The sequence below is a fragment of the Bacillus sp. Xin1 genome, assembly GCF_013314535.1.
In the GTDB taxonomy this organism is placed as follows: Bacteria; Bacillota; Bacilli; order Bacillales; family Bacillaceae_G; genus Bacillus_A.
The window spans coordinates 179,754-195,276 of the sequence record NZ_JABUAE010000003.1 but is presented as its reverse complement, the minus strand read 5'-3'; the positions used below and the strand labels follow the sequence as shown (position 1 = coordinate 195,276).

14 protein-coding genes, 3 pseudogenes and 1 riboswitch are annotated in these 15,523 nt (G+C 33.4%); of the genes and pseudogenes, 14 read left to right on the top strand and 3 right to left on the bottom strand.

What is annotated here, in order from left to right; all coding sequences use genetic code 11:
* Positions 1-11 precede the first annotated feature (11 nt).
* The 3 genes and pseudogenes from HRG09_RS06240 (at position 12) to HRG09_RS06230 (ending at position 2,454) form a co-directional block, all read left to right on the top strand.
* On the top strand, positions 12-608 hold the full coding sequence (locus HRG09_RS06240; RefSeq protein WP_174099901.1) for a YhcN/YlaJ family sporulation lipoprotein: 597 nt from the start codon (positions 12-14) through the stop codon (positions 606-608).
* A 154-nt stretch (positions 609-762) separates the two neighbouring features.
* A complete protein-coding gene (locus tag HRG09_RS06235) occupies positions 763-1,272 on the top strand; it encodes a GNAT family N-acetyltransferase (RefSeq protein ID WP_174099900.1) in 510 nt (169 codons plus the stop codon).
* A gap of 126 nt (positions 1,273-1,398) precedes the next feature.
* A pseudogene (locus HRG09_RS06230) lies at positions 1,399-2,454 on the top strand (aromatic acid exporter family protein).
* A 14-nt stretch (positions 2,455-2,468) separates the two neighbouring features.
* Here the strand turns inward: HRG09_RS06230 and HRG09_RS06225 are convergent.
* Positions 2,469-2,888, bottom strand: a complete 420-nt coding sequence (locus HRG09_RS06225) for a hypothetical protein (RefSeq protein WP_174099899.1) — start codon at positions 2,886-2,888, stop codon at positions 2,469-2,471.
* A gap of 243 nt (positions 2,889-3,131) precedes the next feature.
* Between HRG09_RS06225 and HRG09_RS06220 the strand changes: the two genes are divergently transcribed.
* A complete protein-coding gene (locus tag HRG09_RS06220) occupies positions 3,132-4,301 on the top strand; it encodes a ParM/StbA family protein (protein ID WP_174099898.1) in 1,170 nt (389 codons plus the stop codon).
* 11 nt (positions 4,302-4,312) lie between these two features.
* Positions 4,313-4,660, top strand: coding sequence for a hypothetical protein (locus HRG09_RS06215; RefSeq protein WP_174099897.1), 348 nt, complete (start codon positions 4,313-4,315; stop codon positions 4,658-4,660).
* 75 nt (positions 4,661-4,735) lie between these two features.
* On the opposite strand, the gene HRG09_RS06210 is transcribed toward HRG09_RS06215, so the two are convergent.
* The gene (locus HRG09_RS06210) at positions 4,736-5,440 is read right to left on the bottom strand and encodes a class I SAM-dependent methyltransferase (protein ID WP_174099896.1); all 705 of its coding nucleotides are present in this window, start codon (positions 5,438-5,440) and stop codon (positions 4,736-4,738) included.
* Positions 5,437-5,619 (bottom strand): annotated as a pseudogene (locus HRG09_RS28760) (SMP-30/gluconolactonase/LRE family protein); the annotation flags it as partial. The gene HRG09_RS06210 and the pseudogene HRG09_RS28760, both read right to left, overlap by 4 nt.
* 277 nt (positions 5,620-5,896) lie before the next feature.
* Here HRG09_RS28760 and HRG09_RS06205 point away from each other — a divergent pair.
* The 9 genes and pseudogenes from HRG09_RS06205 to tenA all read left to right on the top strand — a co-directional run.
* Positions 5,897-6,139 (top strand): annotated as a pseudogene (locus HRG09_RS06205) (lysine--tRNA ligase); the annotation flags it as partial.
* 97 nt (positions 6,140-6,236) lie between these two features.
* Positions 6,237-6,944, top strand: a complete 708-nt coding sequence (locus HRG09_RS06200; RefSeq protein WP_174099895.1) for a response regulator transcription factor — start codon at positions 6,237-6,239, stop codon at positions 6,942-6,944.
* Complete coding sequence (locus HRG09_RS06195) at positions 6,941-7,924, top strand: sensor histidine kinase (protein ID WP_174099894.1); 984 nt, start codon at positions 6,941-6,943, stop codon at positions 7,922-7,924. Before HRG09_RS06200 ends, HRG09_RS06195 begins: the two co-directional genes overlap by 4 nt.
* A 145-nt stretch (positions 7,925-8,069) precedes the next feature.
* On the top strand, positions 8,070-8,840 hold the full coding sequence (locus tag HRG09_RS06190) for an ABC transporter ATP-binding protein (protein ID WP_174099893.1): 771 nt from the start codon (positions 8,070-8,072) through the stop codon (positions 8,838-8,840).
* Positions 8,815-10,752 carry an ABC transporter permease gene (locus HRG09_RS06185; RefSeq protein WP_174099892.1) on the top strand — a complete coding sequence of 646 codons (1,938 nt, stop codon included), beginning with the start codon at positions 8,815-8,817 and terminating at the stop codon, positions 10,750-10,752. Before HRG09_RS06190 ends, HRG09_RS06185 begins: the two co-directional genes overlap by 26 nt.
* Before the next feature lie 96 nt (positions 10,753-10,848).
* Complete coding sequence (locus HRG09_RS06180) at positions 10,849-11,529, top strand: lipoprotein BA_5634 family protein (RefSeq protein WP_174099891.1); 681 nt, start codon at positions 10,849-10,851, stop codon at positions 11,527-11,529.
* A gap of 249 nt (positions 11,530-11,778) precedes the next feature.
* Positions 11,779-13,020: an esterase/lipase family protein gene (locus tag HRG09_RS06175; protein ID WP_174099890.1), complete on the top strand. Its 1,242-nt coding sequence runs from the start codon at positions 11,779-11,781 to the stop codon at positions 13,018-13,020.
* A 135-nt stretch (positions 13,021-13,155) separates the two neighbouring features.
* Positions 13,156-14,181, top strand: a complete 1,026-nt coding sequence (locus HRG09_RS06170; protein ID WP_174099889.1) for a homoserine dehydrogenase — start codon at positions 13,156-13,158, stop codon at positions 14,179-14,181.
* Positions 14,182-14,243: 62 nt separating this feature from the next.
* A riboswitch (TPP riboswitch) is annotated at positions 14,244-14,350 on the top strand.
* 178 nt (positions 14,351-14,528) lie between these two features.
* Complete coding sequence (gene tenA, locus HRG09_RS06165) at positions 14,529-15,218, top strand: thiaminase II (RefSeq protein ID WP_174099888.1); 690 nt, start codon at positions 14,529-14,531, stop codon at positions 15,216-15,218.
* Positions 15,219-15,523: the final 305 nt, after the last annotated feature.

The window sequence follows — 15,523 nt, the reverse complement described above, 5'->3', positions numbered from 1 at the left end:
TGGTGAGAATAATGAAACTTCTTATATACATGTTTATGATTTGTTTTGCTATTACTGGGTGTAGCGTTGGAAAGCAAGATAATGCTCAAGAAAAACCAGAGCAAAAAAATATTTCTATGAGAAACGTTAATTATAGAACAGATCAAAACAGGCCAAATGAAAAGGTAGCTGATCATTTAGCATCTTTAGCTGCTAGTATACCAGGCGTGAGAGATGCGACAGCGGTAGTTGTAGGAAAATACGCAGTCGTTGGGATAGATGTAAAAGCAAAATTGGATCGCTCCCGAGTAGAATCAATCAAGTATGCTGTTGCTGAAAGTCTAAAACATGATCCAAATGGTGCAAATGCAGTAGTTGTAGCCGATGTTGATACGTATGAACGATTAAAACAAATGGGTAATCAAATTAGACACGGGAAAGCAGGAGAAGGAATTCTTGATGAGCTTGCTGCCATTGTAGGACGTGTTATGCCGCAAGTACCAAATGACATGATAGAAAATAAAGAAACAAATCCGATTAAAGAGAATGATAAACAATTACCAAAAGGTGAAGAGAATGAATTAAGAAAAGAACAAAATGATCAATCGAATAATCATCTTAACAGATAAGAAAAACATCTCGTGCTATATGGTACGAGATGTTTTCTTATCTATCAATATTCAGTTTATTTAAAGGTGAGTATATGTTTTAATGATAATAATAGGATTGAAATTTGATAATTCCTAAAGTTCTATCCAATCACTTGGAAATAATCGAAAAGAGATGGGGGAAATGAAAGTGAATTTACAAACAGAAGAGATTCAGCTAATTCCATATGATGAAAAATATAAAAAAATCATAGAAGCATTTACTTTACCTAGTGAACAAATCCAGTTTACAGCAAACCCGAGTGATTTGCTTGAAAAAGCTAAAAAAGATATGACTCGAAATATTGTTGTCATTTTAGCGAATCATATACCAGTAGGAATTTTTGCATTGCAATCAGGAGTGCGGGTAGCTGAATACACAGATAATCCGAATGCTTTACTTTTAGCGGCCTTTTCTATCAATTATGCAGAACAAGGGAAAGGATATGCAAAAAAAGGATTAACATTATTACATGACTTTGTCTCATCTTATTTTCCAGATAAAAATGAAATTGTACTAGCTGTAAACGAACGGAATATTCCTGCTCAAAAGTTGTATTTAAAAGTAGGTTTTGAAGATAGAGGCCAAAGAAGAATGGGGCCAATTGGAAGGCAACTGATTTTATATCTACCACTAGAAAAGTAAATAATTATAGTAAAAAAGCTTACTTCAAAAATATTTTATGCAGTAAGCTTTTTTATTTGTTACGATATAGATGGAATATTATTTTGTAAAGATGTAAAAATGAAACAGAAATGAAGGAATTTGTGAATGTATCATGTAGGAAAATGGAATTTAATTGGGGAAGAGTCATAAAAACTGGGATTGCGGTCTTTCTTACAGTTTTAGTTTGTGATTTTCTCAATATCCCTACAATTTTTGCTGTTATTACAGCAATCGTAACAATTGAACCGACCACAACAGACTCGATAAAGAAAGGGTTGATTCGCTTTCCAGCTTCAACAATCGGTTCGGCATATGCGATGACATTTACTTTTTTATTTGGCCACCAAGCCATTTCATATGCATTGGCAGCGATGTTTACAATTGTAACGTGTCAAAAATTAAAATTGCATGTCGGTATGTTAGTTGCAACTTTAACAGCTGTAGCAATGATTCCAGTTACTGCGGATCACTATTTTTCAGCTTTTCTTGTTCGATTAGCTACGACTTCAACAGGAATTATCGTATCCACACTAGTGAACTTTCTCATTTTACCTCGGCATTATACGAAAACAATCATAAACTGCAAAAATGAATTGTTTATGAAAACAGCTGATATTATGAAGGAATGGTCGAAGCAAGTTAATCAGGGAAGAGGCATTGAAAAAGAAACAGCAAGAAAACTCAAGAAGTTGACGCAACTTTTACAAAAGGCTGTTCAATTTGTTCATTATGAACAAAAGGATTGGAAATATCATCGTCACACAAAAAAAGAAATGCGTAGATTTTTATTTATCTATTCAAAAACAACTTCACATCTTACACCAAATTATTTATCACCTTAATAACTTAACAAGTACACATACAAAAGAATGTAGATGGTCTCAAAAAGAAAAAGAAACGCTACAAAGTGTAATGATATCAATATTGCGGAATAATTGTTATGAAATTGATTTTAAGCATTACCGACTTGTCGATGAACTAGCTCAATAATTTTAGAATCATAAAAACGATTTAGCGGAGCGTAAACCACATGATTATCATCATCATTTTTCAAGTGAAGCTATTATCCTATTTGAAATATTATCGATTCATGACATGTTAGAAGAATTAGAACGAGTTTGTAGAAAATATGAAAAAGAAAGAGAAGGCGTTCCTAAGTAAAGGAATGCCTTCTCTTATGATATATTTCTTGATACATATCGTTTTGAAACAATGAACTCTACAAGTGGAATGACAATGAATGAAGAACAAAGTGCAATAAACAAAGGAAGGTTTTGAACATTGTCAAGTGAGTATAAGGCAGAAAATCCTTCTGACCAAATTAATAAAATAAACATAATAACAACTAATACAAAATACCCAATTTTGAAACTTTTATATGTAATGTGTTGTCCCATTTCATCTTGACTTTCTTCTGACACACCGTTTGGATCTCCCCAAGTGATGTGATTGAGTAAATAACTAAATGCTAAAGAACCAAAAAAAATGGTACTCCCTAACATCGTTCCGTCAGTTACATATTTATACGTCCCATATATGAGTATGGCGAGTAATGATAGTAGAGAAATTAGAAAAATAAACTTCTTCTGATTCAATATAGTTCCTCCTATACTATTAATTGTAAAAAACTCTTTACAATTAATAGTATAAAAATGGTAGAGATTAATGTCAAACATATTTTACATAAATAGATAATCCTATAAAACTTTACAATGGATTTCTCATTTTAGGGACAAATATAAAAAAACAAAAATGAAAAGATTTTTATTTGGTTTGAATGTCAAAGTGATGAATCGCATATATTGGGAAGGGATGTCAGATTAAATTGGGGGGTAAATATGTCCATACTTTTAAAAGCGGGTGCAGACGCTGGAAATAATGGTTTAAAATTAATGGTAAAAGGCCAAAATCCGATTTACATTCCAAGTATATATTCACTATATATTGGGGAGACGACAGGTTTATTGGATGAAGAAGATGTACCGATAACTGAAGTGGAAAATCATATTGATGTAACGATAAATTCACCATCTCTCATGTTAAATAATGTACGTTACGTTGTTGGGCAAAAGGTTATCAATGATCAGTTAAAAGGGACAGAAGTAGAGAAGAAGTCTGATAAATCTACAGATGACTTAATGGTTCTAACGATTTTATCAGGTTTAGCAATTGGTGCTATGCGTCATAGTCCAAAATTAGATCATATTAATATTCGCTACGATTTATCAGTTGCTCTTCCAATGCAAATTATTACGCAAGAAGTAGCGGCAGAAAATGCGAAACGTTATATGGGAAATCATAAAGTTATTTTTCATTATCCAAATGGAAGAGATGTAACGATAAATGTCTCCATTGAGTACTGTAAATGTTTGCCTGAAGGAGCATCTGGAACTTGGGGAATCGTATATGATGAAGATGGTAATGTCTTAAAGCATACAGTAGAAGGTGAAAAAAATAAAACAACTGAGATTGATTTTGTCGACAAAACATTATTATCTTTTGATATAGGTGCTGGCACAACTGAAGAAGTAGTTTCATTTGGAGTGAATTTTAGACCTCAATTAAGTAAAGGGTTATCCTATGGAGTGAAAGAAACTTTATTGCAGATTATTACAAGATGGAATCGAAAGCATCCAACAAAAACAATAGATAGCATTACAGAGTTTAATCAAATATATTTAAATGAGAAACATCCAAGGCATGAAATGCTAGTAGAAGAGTCACAACAAGCATTTTTAGGATTGGCTGCACGAGTTGCAACGGACATTATTAATAAAATTGATGATATGAAAGATGATCCATATGTATTTATTTATGGGGGTGGAGCGGTTATCATCAAAAATAGCTTAGAACTTATTTTAAAACAAAAAGGCCGCTTGAAAAATGTAATTTTTGTAGAAAACCCTTTATTTACAAATGCACGCGGATTATTAGTTTACACATGTTCACCACGGTATCGAGAGTATAAACAAAAAGAATTAGGGTTTACGAATCTAACAATTAGTTAGTTGGTGTGAGTATGCGGCGTAAGAAGTATAAATGTGGTGATCGGGTAAAAATATATTTAAATAAATCTGTATCTCCTGAAATGATTACTTGGATTAATAAGCAATCTGATGTAACAAACTTTTTTTTATACGGTGTGCAGCAACTATTTAAACAAGTAGGGGATATTGATGTATCAAAAACGTTACCAAGCAGCCATGTTTTTTCCGTTTACATTGAACCTACTTCTATGTTTAAAATTGAAGTAAATCCTTTTAAAAATGTAACCAAAAATGTAACGACGAGAAAGAAAGAGTCTACTGAACGTGTAGAAAATAAACCTTGGGCATTTACTGATGAAATAGATTGTCCTTTTTTTTAACACATATGAAAGAATATTTAAGGCCTTTCACTGTACATATGGATTAAGTGGAAGGCCTTTTTGTGATTTTGCAGGTTACACGTTTTGAACAACAAAAGTTACCGCATTTGTTTTTAGCTGAATTGATTTATTGTTACGCATGATGTTATATGTTAAATTTTTAACTCTTATATGGATTTCTTTCCATCCCTCATACATATTTTTAAGTGTATTTAGCATGATGTCAGTAGAAAGATTTATTTCTATTAATGCGTCTAGTTCTTCATTCGTTGCTAAATCGATTTCTTGAAGATTAGTATTTACAATGAGACAATTGACGCCATTATGTTTTGTCCCATGTTTCATTGATAAGAGTACTTTTTCAAAGGCTTCTTTTGTCTGAACATGTTCTAAGCTAGACACCGCAACAATGTAATCATAACTTTCAGGATCGATATCATAATTTTCAATTTCTGTTTTTATTATTTCGATTACGTCAAGTACACGGTGTTCTTTACTATTTTCTATTAACTTTGTTAATGCAGAGTCCAGTAAATCGACACATGTAACTTTCCCGCCATTATCGAGTATCTTTTGTGCGATTGGAATACTATTTCTTCCGACACCAGAACCAAGATCGAGTACTTTCACTTGCTTTTTTCCTTCAAAATAACTCATCATATCCATGACTGTTTTTACTGGTTTGTGAAGCCAAGAGCCAGCCTCGAACAATTTATATTGCTCATAACAAAGGTCATGATACTTTTTTTCTTCTTGTCTAATGTGCGCTATTTGATTCACTTTTTCACCTTCGATTTCTTATAATTAAACGGATACGTTGGGCAGCCTTTAATCTGTGTTTTTATTCGAAATACGCCACCAGCATTTGGATAAGCTTCTAATTGATCCTGATTCATTCTTGTTCTGGCAGTAGTTATATATAATTCTGTTAAATCTGGTCCTCCAAATGTACAGGAAGAAGGAGGGGTAAGAATCTTAATGAAAAAAGACTTGGAGCTGCGCATGGAACTAACTTGTTTAGGGATGATGCGACGGGTTCTCCCGTTATAGAGATAGGGTATAAGCAAATTTTGCCGTACCTGAAGAGATTAATATGGTGACATATTAATAAACTGAGGTGGTACCACGAAGTGAACAACTCTCGTCCTCAAGATGAATAATCTTGGGGGTGAGAGTTTTTTTTATTGTATTTAAAAAGAAATTGATTAACAAAAAATTTATACCGAGGTGAATTATATGCATTGGGCATATCAAATAGCGCAGGAATTGATTCGAAAACACCCAAATAAAGAAATGTTTGTATGTGCATCTGGAATTAGTCCTTCTGGATCTGTTCATATAGGAAACTTTCGAGAAATTATAACTACTTACTTTGTTGTAAGAGCACTTCAAGATTTAGGAAAAAAGACAAGATTTATATTTTCATGGGATGATTATGACCGCTTTAGAAAAGTTCCTAAAAATATTGATCCATCCTTTTTCGTCAGGAATGGTTAAGCGGATTTTTTTGAAAATAAGTAATGAAAAATATGATAGTATATGCTTACATAGAGATTATTAAGAAAGGAATGGAAAAATGGTTAAAATTATGATTGTGGAAGATGATCCTAAAATCGCAGAATTATTATCTTCTTACATCGAAAAATATGGGTATCGAGGAATTGTTATCGGCGATTTTCAACGCGTATTAGATATTTTTTTACAAGCAAAACCAGACTTGGTGTTATTAGATATTAATTTACCAAGTTTTGATGGCTATTATTGGTGTAGGCAAATTCGCGCTGTTTCTACATGTCCCATTTTATTTATTTCAGCTCGTGAAGGTACGATGGATCAAGTCATGGCTTTAGAAAATGGCGGGGATGATTATATACCAAAGCCGTTTCATTATGAAGTTGTAATGGCGAAAATTCGTAGTCAACTAAGACGTGCATATGGAGATTATGCACCAAAAATAGAAGAGCGAATGATTGAGCAGCAAGGACTTACTTTGTTTCCAGAGCGCTTAGTATTACAATTGCGCAGTCAAGAAGTTGATGTAACAAGAAATGAAGCAATTTTGTTAGAGATGCTAATGAAAAATTATCCGCGTGTTGTAAGTAGGGAAGTATTATTAAATAAGCTTTGGGATAGTGAATCTTACATTGATGATAATACGTTAAGCGTCAACACAACGCGTGTTCGTAAAAAACTCCAAGCATTAGGAATTCGAGAGGCGATTGAAACAATTCGGAGTGTTGGTTATCGTTTACATATTACATGGGAAAATGGTGGGAGAAAATGATAAAACTGTTTCTACGAGAACATATTCCGCTTCTATGTTTTACAGCTTTCCAGCTCATCGCTATTTTTCTTGTGTATTGGTTTGATGGCTATCGCCATGTAACCACCGCGCTTTATGCAATGTTTTTAGGAGTATGTTTTTTACTTGCTTATTTATTATATCGCTATTTTACTCATAAGTCTTTTTATGAAAGGTTAGCAAATCCGATGCAATCATTAGATGAATCTGTACAAAAATCTGACTTCTCCCCTTTGTCAACTGCATTGCATGAGTTATTAGAAGTACAATATCGTCATTATCAGAATCAATTACAAGTGCAGGAACGTAAAAATGAGGAACATTTAACTTTTATGAATCAATGGATTCATCAAATGAAAACACCTTTATCTGTTATTGAATTAATGACACAAGATGAAGTTGACCCTCGATTTGTGAGTATTAACGAAGAAGCAGATAAACTAAAAAAAGGGTTAGAAATGGCTTTATATGTTGCGCGTCTAGAAACTTTCACACAAGATTTCTACGTAGAAAGAGTGCAATTATATAATTTAGTAAACGAAGCAATACATGAACATAAGCGCTTTTTTATTCGGAATTTTGTATATCCAGAAGTCAAAATAGAAAAAGACATTGTTGTAGAAAGTGACGCGAAGTGGCTTCGATTTTTAGTTGGTCAAATTTTATCTAATGCAATTAAGTATTCAGCCGGTAGTAGAGAAAAAATTATAATAAAAGCATATAGTGTAGATAAGACTGTCACCTTAGAAGTAAGAGATTTTGGAGTAGGCATACCAAAACAAGATATGCCACGTGTGTTTCAACCTTTCTTTACAGGAGGAAATGGTAGAGATTTCAAAGAATCTACTGGGATGGGATTATACCTCGTATACGAAATCGCGAAACAGTTAGGTCATCAAGTAGAAATACATTCTGAAGTTGGAAAAGGTACAACTGTAAGAATTATTTTTTACACTTCATAAAAAAGCTGATGAAATAGACTTTTTCATCAGCTTTTTTTAGAAATCTTACAAAGTTGTAAGGTAAATGAAAGACGAATCAATATGAGATGTAAGATAACTCCTTTACACTTTAAACTAAGCAGAATAAATGAAGGGAGAATGTGGTATGGAAATATTGCAGGCGAAAGGAATTAGTAAAGTATATAAGGGGAAAGTTCCTTATAAAGCTCTTGCTGATATTGATTTATCTATTCAAGAAGGTGAGTTTGTTGGTATTATGGGTCCGTCTGGTAGTGGGAAAACAACATTGTTAAATATGGTATCTACGATTGATTCACCAACATCAGGAAACATTTTAATAAATGGGATGAATCCTTTTCAGCTGTCATCTGAAAAACTAGCATTATTCCGTCGACAACAGCTAGGATTTGTTTTTCAGTCTTTTAATCTTCTCAGTACACTTACCGTAAAAGAAAATATTGTGTTGCCAATGACGTTAGATGGAGTGGCTGTAAAGGAAATGAATAAGCGGGTAGAAGAAGTTGCAGAAAAGTTAGGCATTCTGGATATTTTGCATAAAAGAACATATGAAATTTCAGGTGGTCAAGCACAGCGAACCGCAATTGCTCGTGCAATCATTCATAAACCACAATTGTTATTAGCGGATGAACCTACGGGGAATTTAGATTCTAAGTCTTCGAATGATGTGATGAGTATGTTAGAAGAACTGAATAAGAAAGAACGTGCAACCATGATGCTTGTTACTCATGATCCATATGCAGCAAGTTATTGTAGTCGCGTTATCTTTATTAAAGACGGTGAATTGTATAATGAAATTTATTGTGGTGAAAGTAGACAAGCTTTTTATCAAAAAATTATGGATGTTCTCTCGTTGTTAGGAGGGAAAAGACATGACTTTTCGTCAATTCGCATTTAATAATGTTTTCCGTAATAAACGGACGTACGCTGCTCATTTTTTAAGCAGTACATTTTCTATTATGATTTTCTTTACGTATGCGCTTTTATTATTTCATCCTGATTTAACTGGTGAGTTAAAATCGACAAGTGAAACGATAAGTGAACTTGGTACAATTGGATTTAGGATCTCACAAAGCTTGATTTTTGTGTTTTCATTTTTCTTTATCTTATATTCAGTAAGCTCATTTTTAAAAACACGTAAAAAAGAGTTTGGCATTTTAATGATGCAAGGAATGTCTATAAGACAGTTGAAAAAGTTAGTGCTCATTGAAAATATGTTAATTGGATTTGGTTCAATCTTTATAGGCATTATGATTGGCCTTATATTTTCCAAATTGGTACTACTTATTAGTGCAAGTATTTTAATGATTAACAAGGGACTACCTTTTTATATTCCAATTCAAGCGATTCTACTAACTATTGTTACATTCCTTATCTTATTTTTAATTGTATCACTTGTTACTTTTAAAATGATTAAAGTAACTGAACTTGTGGAACTTATTCAAGCAGAAGAAAAACCAAAGCCTGAACCGAAAGCTTCTATTATTTTATCGCTTCTATCATTTGTTAGTATCAGTTCTGGATATGGAATCGTACTGTATATTAACTTTAGAAGAATCATCTCTTTTCCGTTATTAGGATTAGGTGTGTTATTGGTTATAATTGGTACATATTTTCTGTATACGCAATGCAGTGTTTTCCTATTGCAAGCTGCCAAAAAGCGGGAATCTTTATTTTTAAAGAAAACAAATATACTAACGTTTTCAGAGTTAATATATCGAATGAAAGATAATGCAATGATGTTTTTTATAGTATCTATCATTTCGGCAGTCGCGTTCACTGCAATTGGAACTACTGCTGCACTTGGAAATAAAGAACTGTCAAGAATGACCAATCCGTATACGTTTACCTATATGAGTTTTGAAGAAAATAAGATGGAAAATGAGCACCTTGCTTTAATTAAGAAATATCTTAATGAGGCAAATATTGTTTATCGACTGGGTTCTGCCTCTACTAAATATACAGAAAGCGATGTTTCTGTTATGAAATTAAGTGAATATAATGATCTTGCGAAGTCTCTTGGCTACCAAAAAGAAACGCTTGATAAAGAAGATGAAATTTTGCTAGTTCCAGGGTGGATAGCACAAAAACAAGAGTTTGAAAATAATCAATTTAAAAAGGAAATTGAAGTGATTCATGGGGATTGGATGAAAACATTTCATGTAAAGAAAGCTGTTAAGAACTTAGTTCTACCACATGAAGTAGGAAATACTTTAATTGCAGTACAAAACCAAGTATATGATAAAGTTCCATTCATTGCTCGTGAGGATATCACGTTCTCTAAAGAGCGTATTTACGGCTTTGTTGTAGATGATTGGATGAGAACAAAGGAAATTTCACATCAATTAAATAACATACTGGGTAGAGAAAGTGGAGAGCGTAGTTTTTATTTTGAAACTTTAACATTGCAGTGGTTACAAGCGAAACAAACAAACGGATTGTTACTTATGGCGAGTGTTTTAGTAGGAATTGTCTTTTTTACATTTGCAGCGAGCTTTATTTATTTCCGTTTATATACAGATTTAGACCGGGATCAACAACAATATAAAATGATCTCAAAAATGGGATTAAGTAAGCGAGAACTAAAAGGTGTTGTAACAAGACAGTTGTTAATCATGTTCTTTTTACCAATTGTTGTTGCGGTAATTCATACTGCAGTCGCATATACCGCACTGCAACAATTAGTGGATTTTTCTATTTTAAATAGTTCAATTATCATCTTAATTTCATTTGTATGTATACAAATCTTGTATTTCTTTATGACTCGTTGGCGTTACTTACAAAAACTTTATAGGACTATGGATCATTAAAATATGACTATTAAGTTTTGATTGTATCACAGGTAAATGGAAAATAACCATAATGAGTATACTTGAAAATTAATTTAGACAATGAAAGGAGTCATAATGAGAAAAACAATATCTTTTTTTATATTAATTGTCCTGATTGTCATAAGCCTAAGTGCCTGTTCTTCCTCTGAAGAAAATAAACGGCCTGCGAACGGGATGATAATGATTGGAGACGAACAATTTAGTTTACCTATTTTTGAACGTTACAAAGAAAATATAGAAGAAAAAGAAGTATTTGAAGTGAAAACGGGCGTTTTTGGTGAAAATAAAGTGCTTATTATAGATGAATCAACAGCGCAAGCTATGATAAAGGATCGAATTTTGCGGAAGAATGATATGAATAATCGCTACGGTTATACTTCTATAAAAGAATTACCGGAAATCCCAAAAGAAGCTTCGCTATTATTTACACATGAAGAGGAAAAACATATTACAAGTATCGATTTAAACAGTAAAGAAATTCCTGTTTCATTTGACAGCGATGCTTGGATTGGAAATTCTCGTGATTATAAGTCTCAATGGTACCTTATTGTTGCAAAAAAGGAGGTATATAGAAAGATAAAAGCGGATGAAACAAAGTTACAGATTATTCACTTCAAAAAATTATTGGGTTACGAAAAGCCTAAAATGTCGACGGACAATACATTAAAAACTGAATATTTAAAGATGAAAAGGCAAGTCAAAGATTTTCATAAATTAATATCGGTCAAATTTGTTACTTTTGAGGATGAAGGTTAAAAGGGACAGGGAATTGTCAACAAAACTTTATCAACTATGAAATATTTCATAATAGACAGACAATTCAGATAATATAGTTTAAATTATTTTTAAGTTAATAAATGTGACAGAGAATTGGAGATCCACACTACATAACCTTTGCGTTCTGCACTGGTATATCTTTGTGGATCTTTTTTCTATTACATAAAAAGGAGGTAGAATTGAAAGCGTTTTATTAGGGGTGTAGAGAAAAAGAAAAGGGGATGTAAAATGAAAAGATTACTTTGGGGATTATTGATCGTATGTTTTATCGCTTCTAGTGTAGTACTTCCGGTGCCAACACATGCAGAGGAAGGAAAGAAAAACAACAATCCAATTATTCTTGTACATGGTTTTACAGGTTGGGGAAGAGATGAATTATTGGGTGTAAAGTATTGGGGTGGTGTTCACGATATTCAAGAAAATTTAAAGAGAGATGGATACAATGTTCATACTGCCGCTGTTGGACCGTTATCAAGCAACTGGGATCGCGCTTGTGAGTTATATGCTCAAGTTAATGGTGGAACAGTTGATTACGGAGCCGCTCATGCCGAGAAACATGGACATGATCGATATGGGAGAACATATACAGGGTTTGTTCAAAATTGGAGTGAGACAAATAAGGTTCATTTAGTAGGACATAGTATGGGTGGTCAAACGATACGTACGCTCGTTCAATTATTGAAAGAGGGAAATCAAGAGGAGCGCGAGTATGTAAAACAGCATGCAGATGTGACAATGTCTCCGTTGTTTCAGGGGGGAAAATCATACGTTCATAGTGTAACGACATTGGCAACCCCTCACAACGGGACAACCCTTGCAGATGGAAGTTTACTCTTACCTGCTGTAAAGCAAGTACTCATCGCAACTGCTGGGATTGGAGAAAATAATAATCTAGCATTATATGATTTTAAGCTGGATCAATGGGGAATTAAAAAGAAAGCGGGAGAATCATTTTATCAATATTCAAACCGTGTATTAAATAATCCGATTTTAAAGGATACAAAAGATATAAGCCAATGGGATTTAAGTACAGATGGAGCAAAGGACTTGAATGATTGGGTAAAAGCGCAACCAGATGTATATTATTTTTCTTACAGTGGACATGCAACACAAGTAGCACCTATAACGGGAATTCATTTACCGCACATCACCATGAATAAGGCACTGATGGGAAATGCAATTTTCTTAGGGTCATATGCAAGATACGAACAGAATCGTACATTTATTGATTCATCCTGGTGGCAAAATGATGGTGTAGTAAATACAAATTCGATGGTAGGACCATCAACTGATACGATTATAAATAATAATGGCACAGCAGAGCTTGGAAAATGGAATCATATTGAGACAAAACAAAACTGGGATCACCTTGATATGGTTGGGTTAAGCGTCTCGGATTCCTTAGGTTTTTCTGATATTAATGCTTTTTATCGAGAGATTGCTGCCAAGTTATCAAACTTACCGAAATAACAGGATTCATAATTATATTGAGATATAAAAACTCCCTCAAGTTTATTTAAGGGAGTTTTCTTTCGTGAATCACATCATATTTTCGGAGTATAATGGGGTTAATATCAAAATAGTATAATAGTTTGAGGTGATAATATGAGAGTTAACATAGTAATATCTGGATATGGAACTGTTGGAAAAGAGTTTGTAAGATTAGTATTTGAGAAAGCTTTATATGTAAATGAGATGTACGGCATCGAACTTGTCCTTACTGGAGTTATTGGAAGTGCAGTCAATCTCTTTAGCGCCCAAGGTTTACATATTAAAGAATTATTAACTTATGGTACAGGTTCTGATGCATTGGAGAAATATCTCAAAAACTATCCACTTGATAAAAGTGAAAAAATGCCTTTTGGTCATGTATTAATAGAATCAACACCAACTAATCTTCAAACAGGTGAACCTGGAAGAAGATATATTGAAACAGCAATTGAAAATCATATGGATGTAGTCGCTATTTCAAAAGGTGCACTTGTTAGCGCATGGAAAGAAATAAAGCAAAAAGCAACGCAAGCTAAGGTACGTATTCGTTATAGCGGGGCAACTGCAGCTGCACTTCCTACATTAGATATTGGGCAATTTAGTTTAGCGGGATGTCAAATTGAAAGTATAGAAGGTATTTTAAATGGAACAACAAATTATATTATTACAAAGATGTATGAAGAAGATGTAACATTCCAGGAAGCATTGCATCAAGCGCAGCGTAAAGGGATAGCTGAAACGAACCCATCATTAGATGTAAGTGGTATGGACAGTGCCTGTAAACTATTATTGTTAGCGAACAGTTTATTTCAGTCAGAATACTCTCTTGATCATGTAAGTGTAAAAGGGATAGAGGGTGTTACAAAACAAGATATAGAGAAGGCAAAAGCACAAGGTAAATCTCTAAAACTAATTGGGACGGCATATAAAGATTATTTAGGAAATCTTAAACTTGAAGTATATCCGCGTGAAATAGAGAAAGAACATCCGTTGGCTTATGTAAATGGAACGGAAAAAGGAATCACTTTTCATACTGATATTATGGGAAAAGTTACTTCCACCGGGGGAGCTTCGAGCCCGAGAGGAGCAGCAGCGGCAGCTTTGAAAGATTTAATTAATTTGTATCGAAAAGATGTGTGATGAAAATATTTGACAGTTATATGGATTATGTTATGATAAGTATCAAAGTTAAATAGTTTATATCTATCCACTAGGGGGGCCTTTAATAGGCTGAGATTAAAGAATACCTTTGAAACCCTTAGGACCTGATCTGGGTAATACCAGCGTAGGGAAGTGGAAGTGACAGAAGATGATATTTTTACAATATTGATGATGTCCAGTCCGCTTTCTTTACGTGTGTGTAAAGAAAGCTTTTTTATTTTACGCACCTATTTGAAGTAGATCCCAGTAGTCTAGTAGTTAACGAATGATTCGTTAAGAAACTTGTTTCATTTTTTATTATTAAAACGTTTATTGGAGGGTCTATAATGTCATTTTCACAGTTATTACGTAAAGAAGTTAATCCGATTTGGGAAGCAAGTTTTAATCATCCATTTGTGACAAAACTAGGGGACGGAACATTAGATTTAGCTAGTTTTCGCTATTACGTTCTGCAAGATTCATATTATTTAAGTCATTTTGCAAGAGTCCAATCGTTAGGAGCAGCAAAAGCGATTGAATTAGAAACGACGGCTCGCATGGCGCACCATGCACAAAATACATATCAAGCTGAATTATCACTACATGAGAATTTTGCGAAAAAACTAGGAATTACGGAAGAAGAAAAAGAATCGTTCATTCCTGCACCGACGGCTTATGCGTATACATCACATATGTATCGCGCTGCATACGAGGGACATATCGGGGATGTTATCGCAGCGATTTTGCCGTGCTATTGGCTTTATTATGAAATTGGTGAGCGACTCAAGGAATGTAAACCTGAAGAACCAATTTACCAAGAATGGATTTCAGCGTATGGTTCTGACTGGTTCCGTACTTTAGTAGAGGAGCAAATTGCTAGATTAGATGCCATTACTGAAACAGTAACAGAAGCTGATCGTAAGCGGATGCAACAGCATTTTGTAATTAGTAGTCAATATGAATATTCGTTTTGGGAGATGGCTTACACATTAGAAAAATGGTCAGTGGAAGAACAAGTAGAAGATGTAAGTTTATAATGAAAAGCTATGTCTTTCATCATGCATACATGAGTATAGAAAATGACTAACTTAGTTTAGTCATTTTTTTGTACGAAAATAATATTTCTAGTTTTAGAAAAATCAACTTCACTAATTAGATGCTTATATATTATTAAAAAATTACATAATAAAAAGGAGGAAGAGGGTAGTTTTTATTGAAGTTTGTTTATGATATCACATAAAGGGCGTAAAGAAGTTTATTAATCTCTTTGATATTTTTTATTTTCCTTACAATGCTTGGAATGTTGTATGAAAAGAATTTAATTTTGAAAGGAGTCAATAAA

What these genes read in the sequence shown, in the direction of transcription:
- HRG09_RS06240 (WP_174099901.1), top strand. Translation starts at nt 12, where the DNA reads ATGAAACTTCTTATATACATGTTTATGATTTGTTTTGCTATTACTGGG.
- HRG09_RS06235 (WP_174099900.1), top strand. Translation starts at nt 763, where the DNA reads ATGGGGGAAATGAAAGTGAATTTACAAACAGAAGAGATTCAGCTAATT.
- HRG09_RS06220 (WP_174099898.1), top strand. Translation starts at nt 3,132, where the DNA reads ATGTCCATACTTTTAAAAGCGGGTGCAGACGCTGGAAATAATGGTTTA.
- HRG09_RS06215 (WP_174099897.1), top strand. Translation starts at nt 4,313, where the DNA reads ATGCGGCGTAAGAAGTATAAATGTGGTGATCGGGTAAAAATATATTTA.
- HRG09_RS06200 (WP_174099895.1), top strand. Translation starts at nt 6,237, where the DNA reads ATGGTTAAAATTATGATTGTGGAAGATGATCCTAAAATCGCAGAATTA.
- HRG09_RS06195 (WP_174099894.1), top strand. Translation starts at nt 6,941, where the DNA reads ATGATAAAACTGTTTCTACGAGAACATATTCCGCTTCTATGTTTTACA.
- HRG09_RS06190 (WP_174099893.1), top strand. Translation starts at nt 8,070, where the DNA reads ATGGAAATATTGCAGGCGAAAGGAATTAGTAAAGTATATAAGGGGAAA.
- HRG09_RS06185 (WP_174099892.1), top strand. Translation starts at nt 8,815, where the DNA reads ATGACTTTTCGTCAATTCGCATTTAATAATGTTTTCCGTAATAAACGG.
- HRG09_RS06180 (WP_174099891.1), top strand. Translation starts at nt 10,849, where the DNA reads ATGAGAAAAACAATATCTTTTTTTATATTAATTGTCCTGATTGTCATA.
- HRG09_RS06175 (WP_174099890.1), top strand. Translation starts at nt 11,779, where the DNA reads ATGAAAAGATTACTTTGGGGATTATTGATCGTATGTTTTATCGCTTCT.
- HRG09_RS06170 (WP_174099889.1), top strand. Translation starts at nt 13,156, where the DNA reads ATGAGAGTTAACATAGTAATATCTGGATATGGAACTGTTGGAAAAGAG.
- tenA (WP_174099888.1), top strand. Translation starts at nt 14,529, where the DNA reads ATGTCATTTTCACAGTTATTACGTAAAGAAGTTAATCCGATTTGGGAA.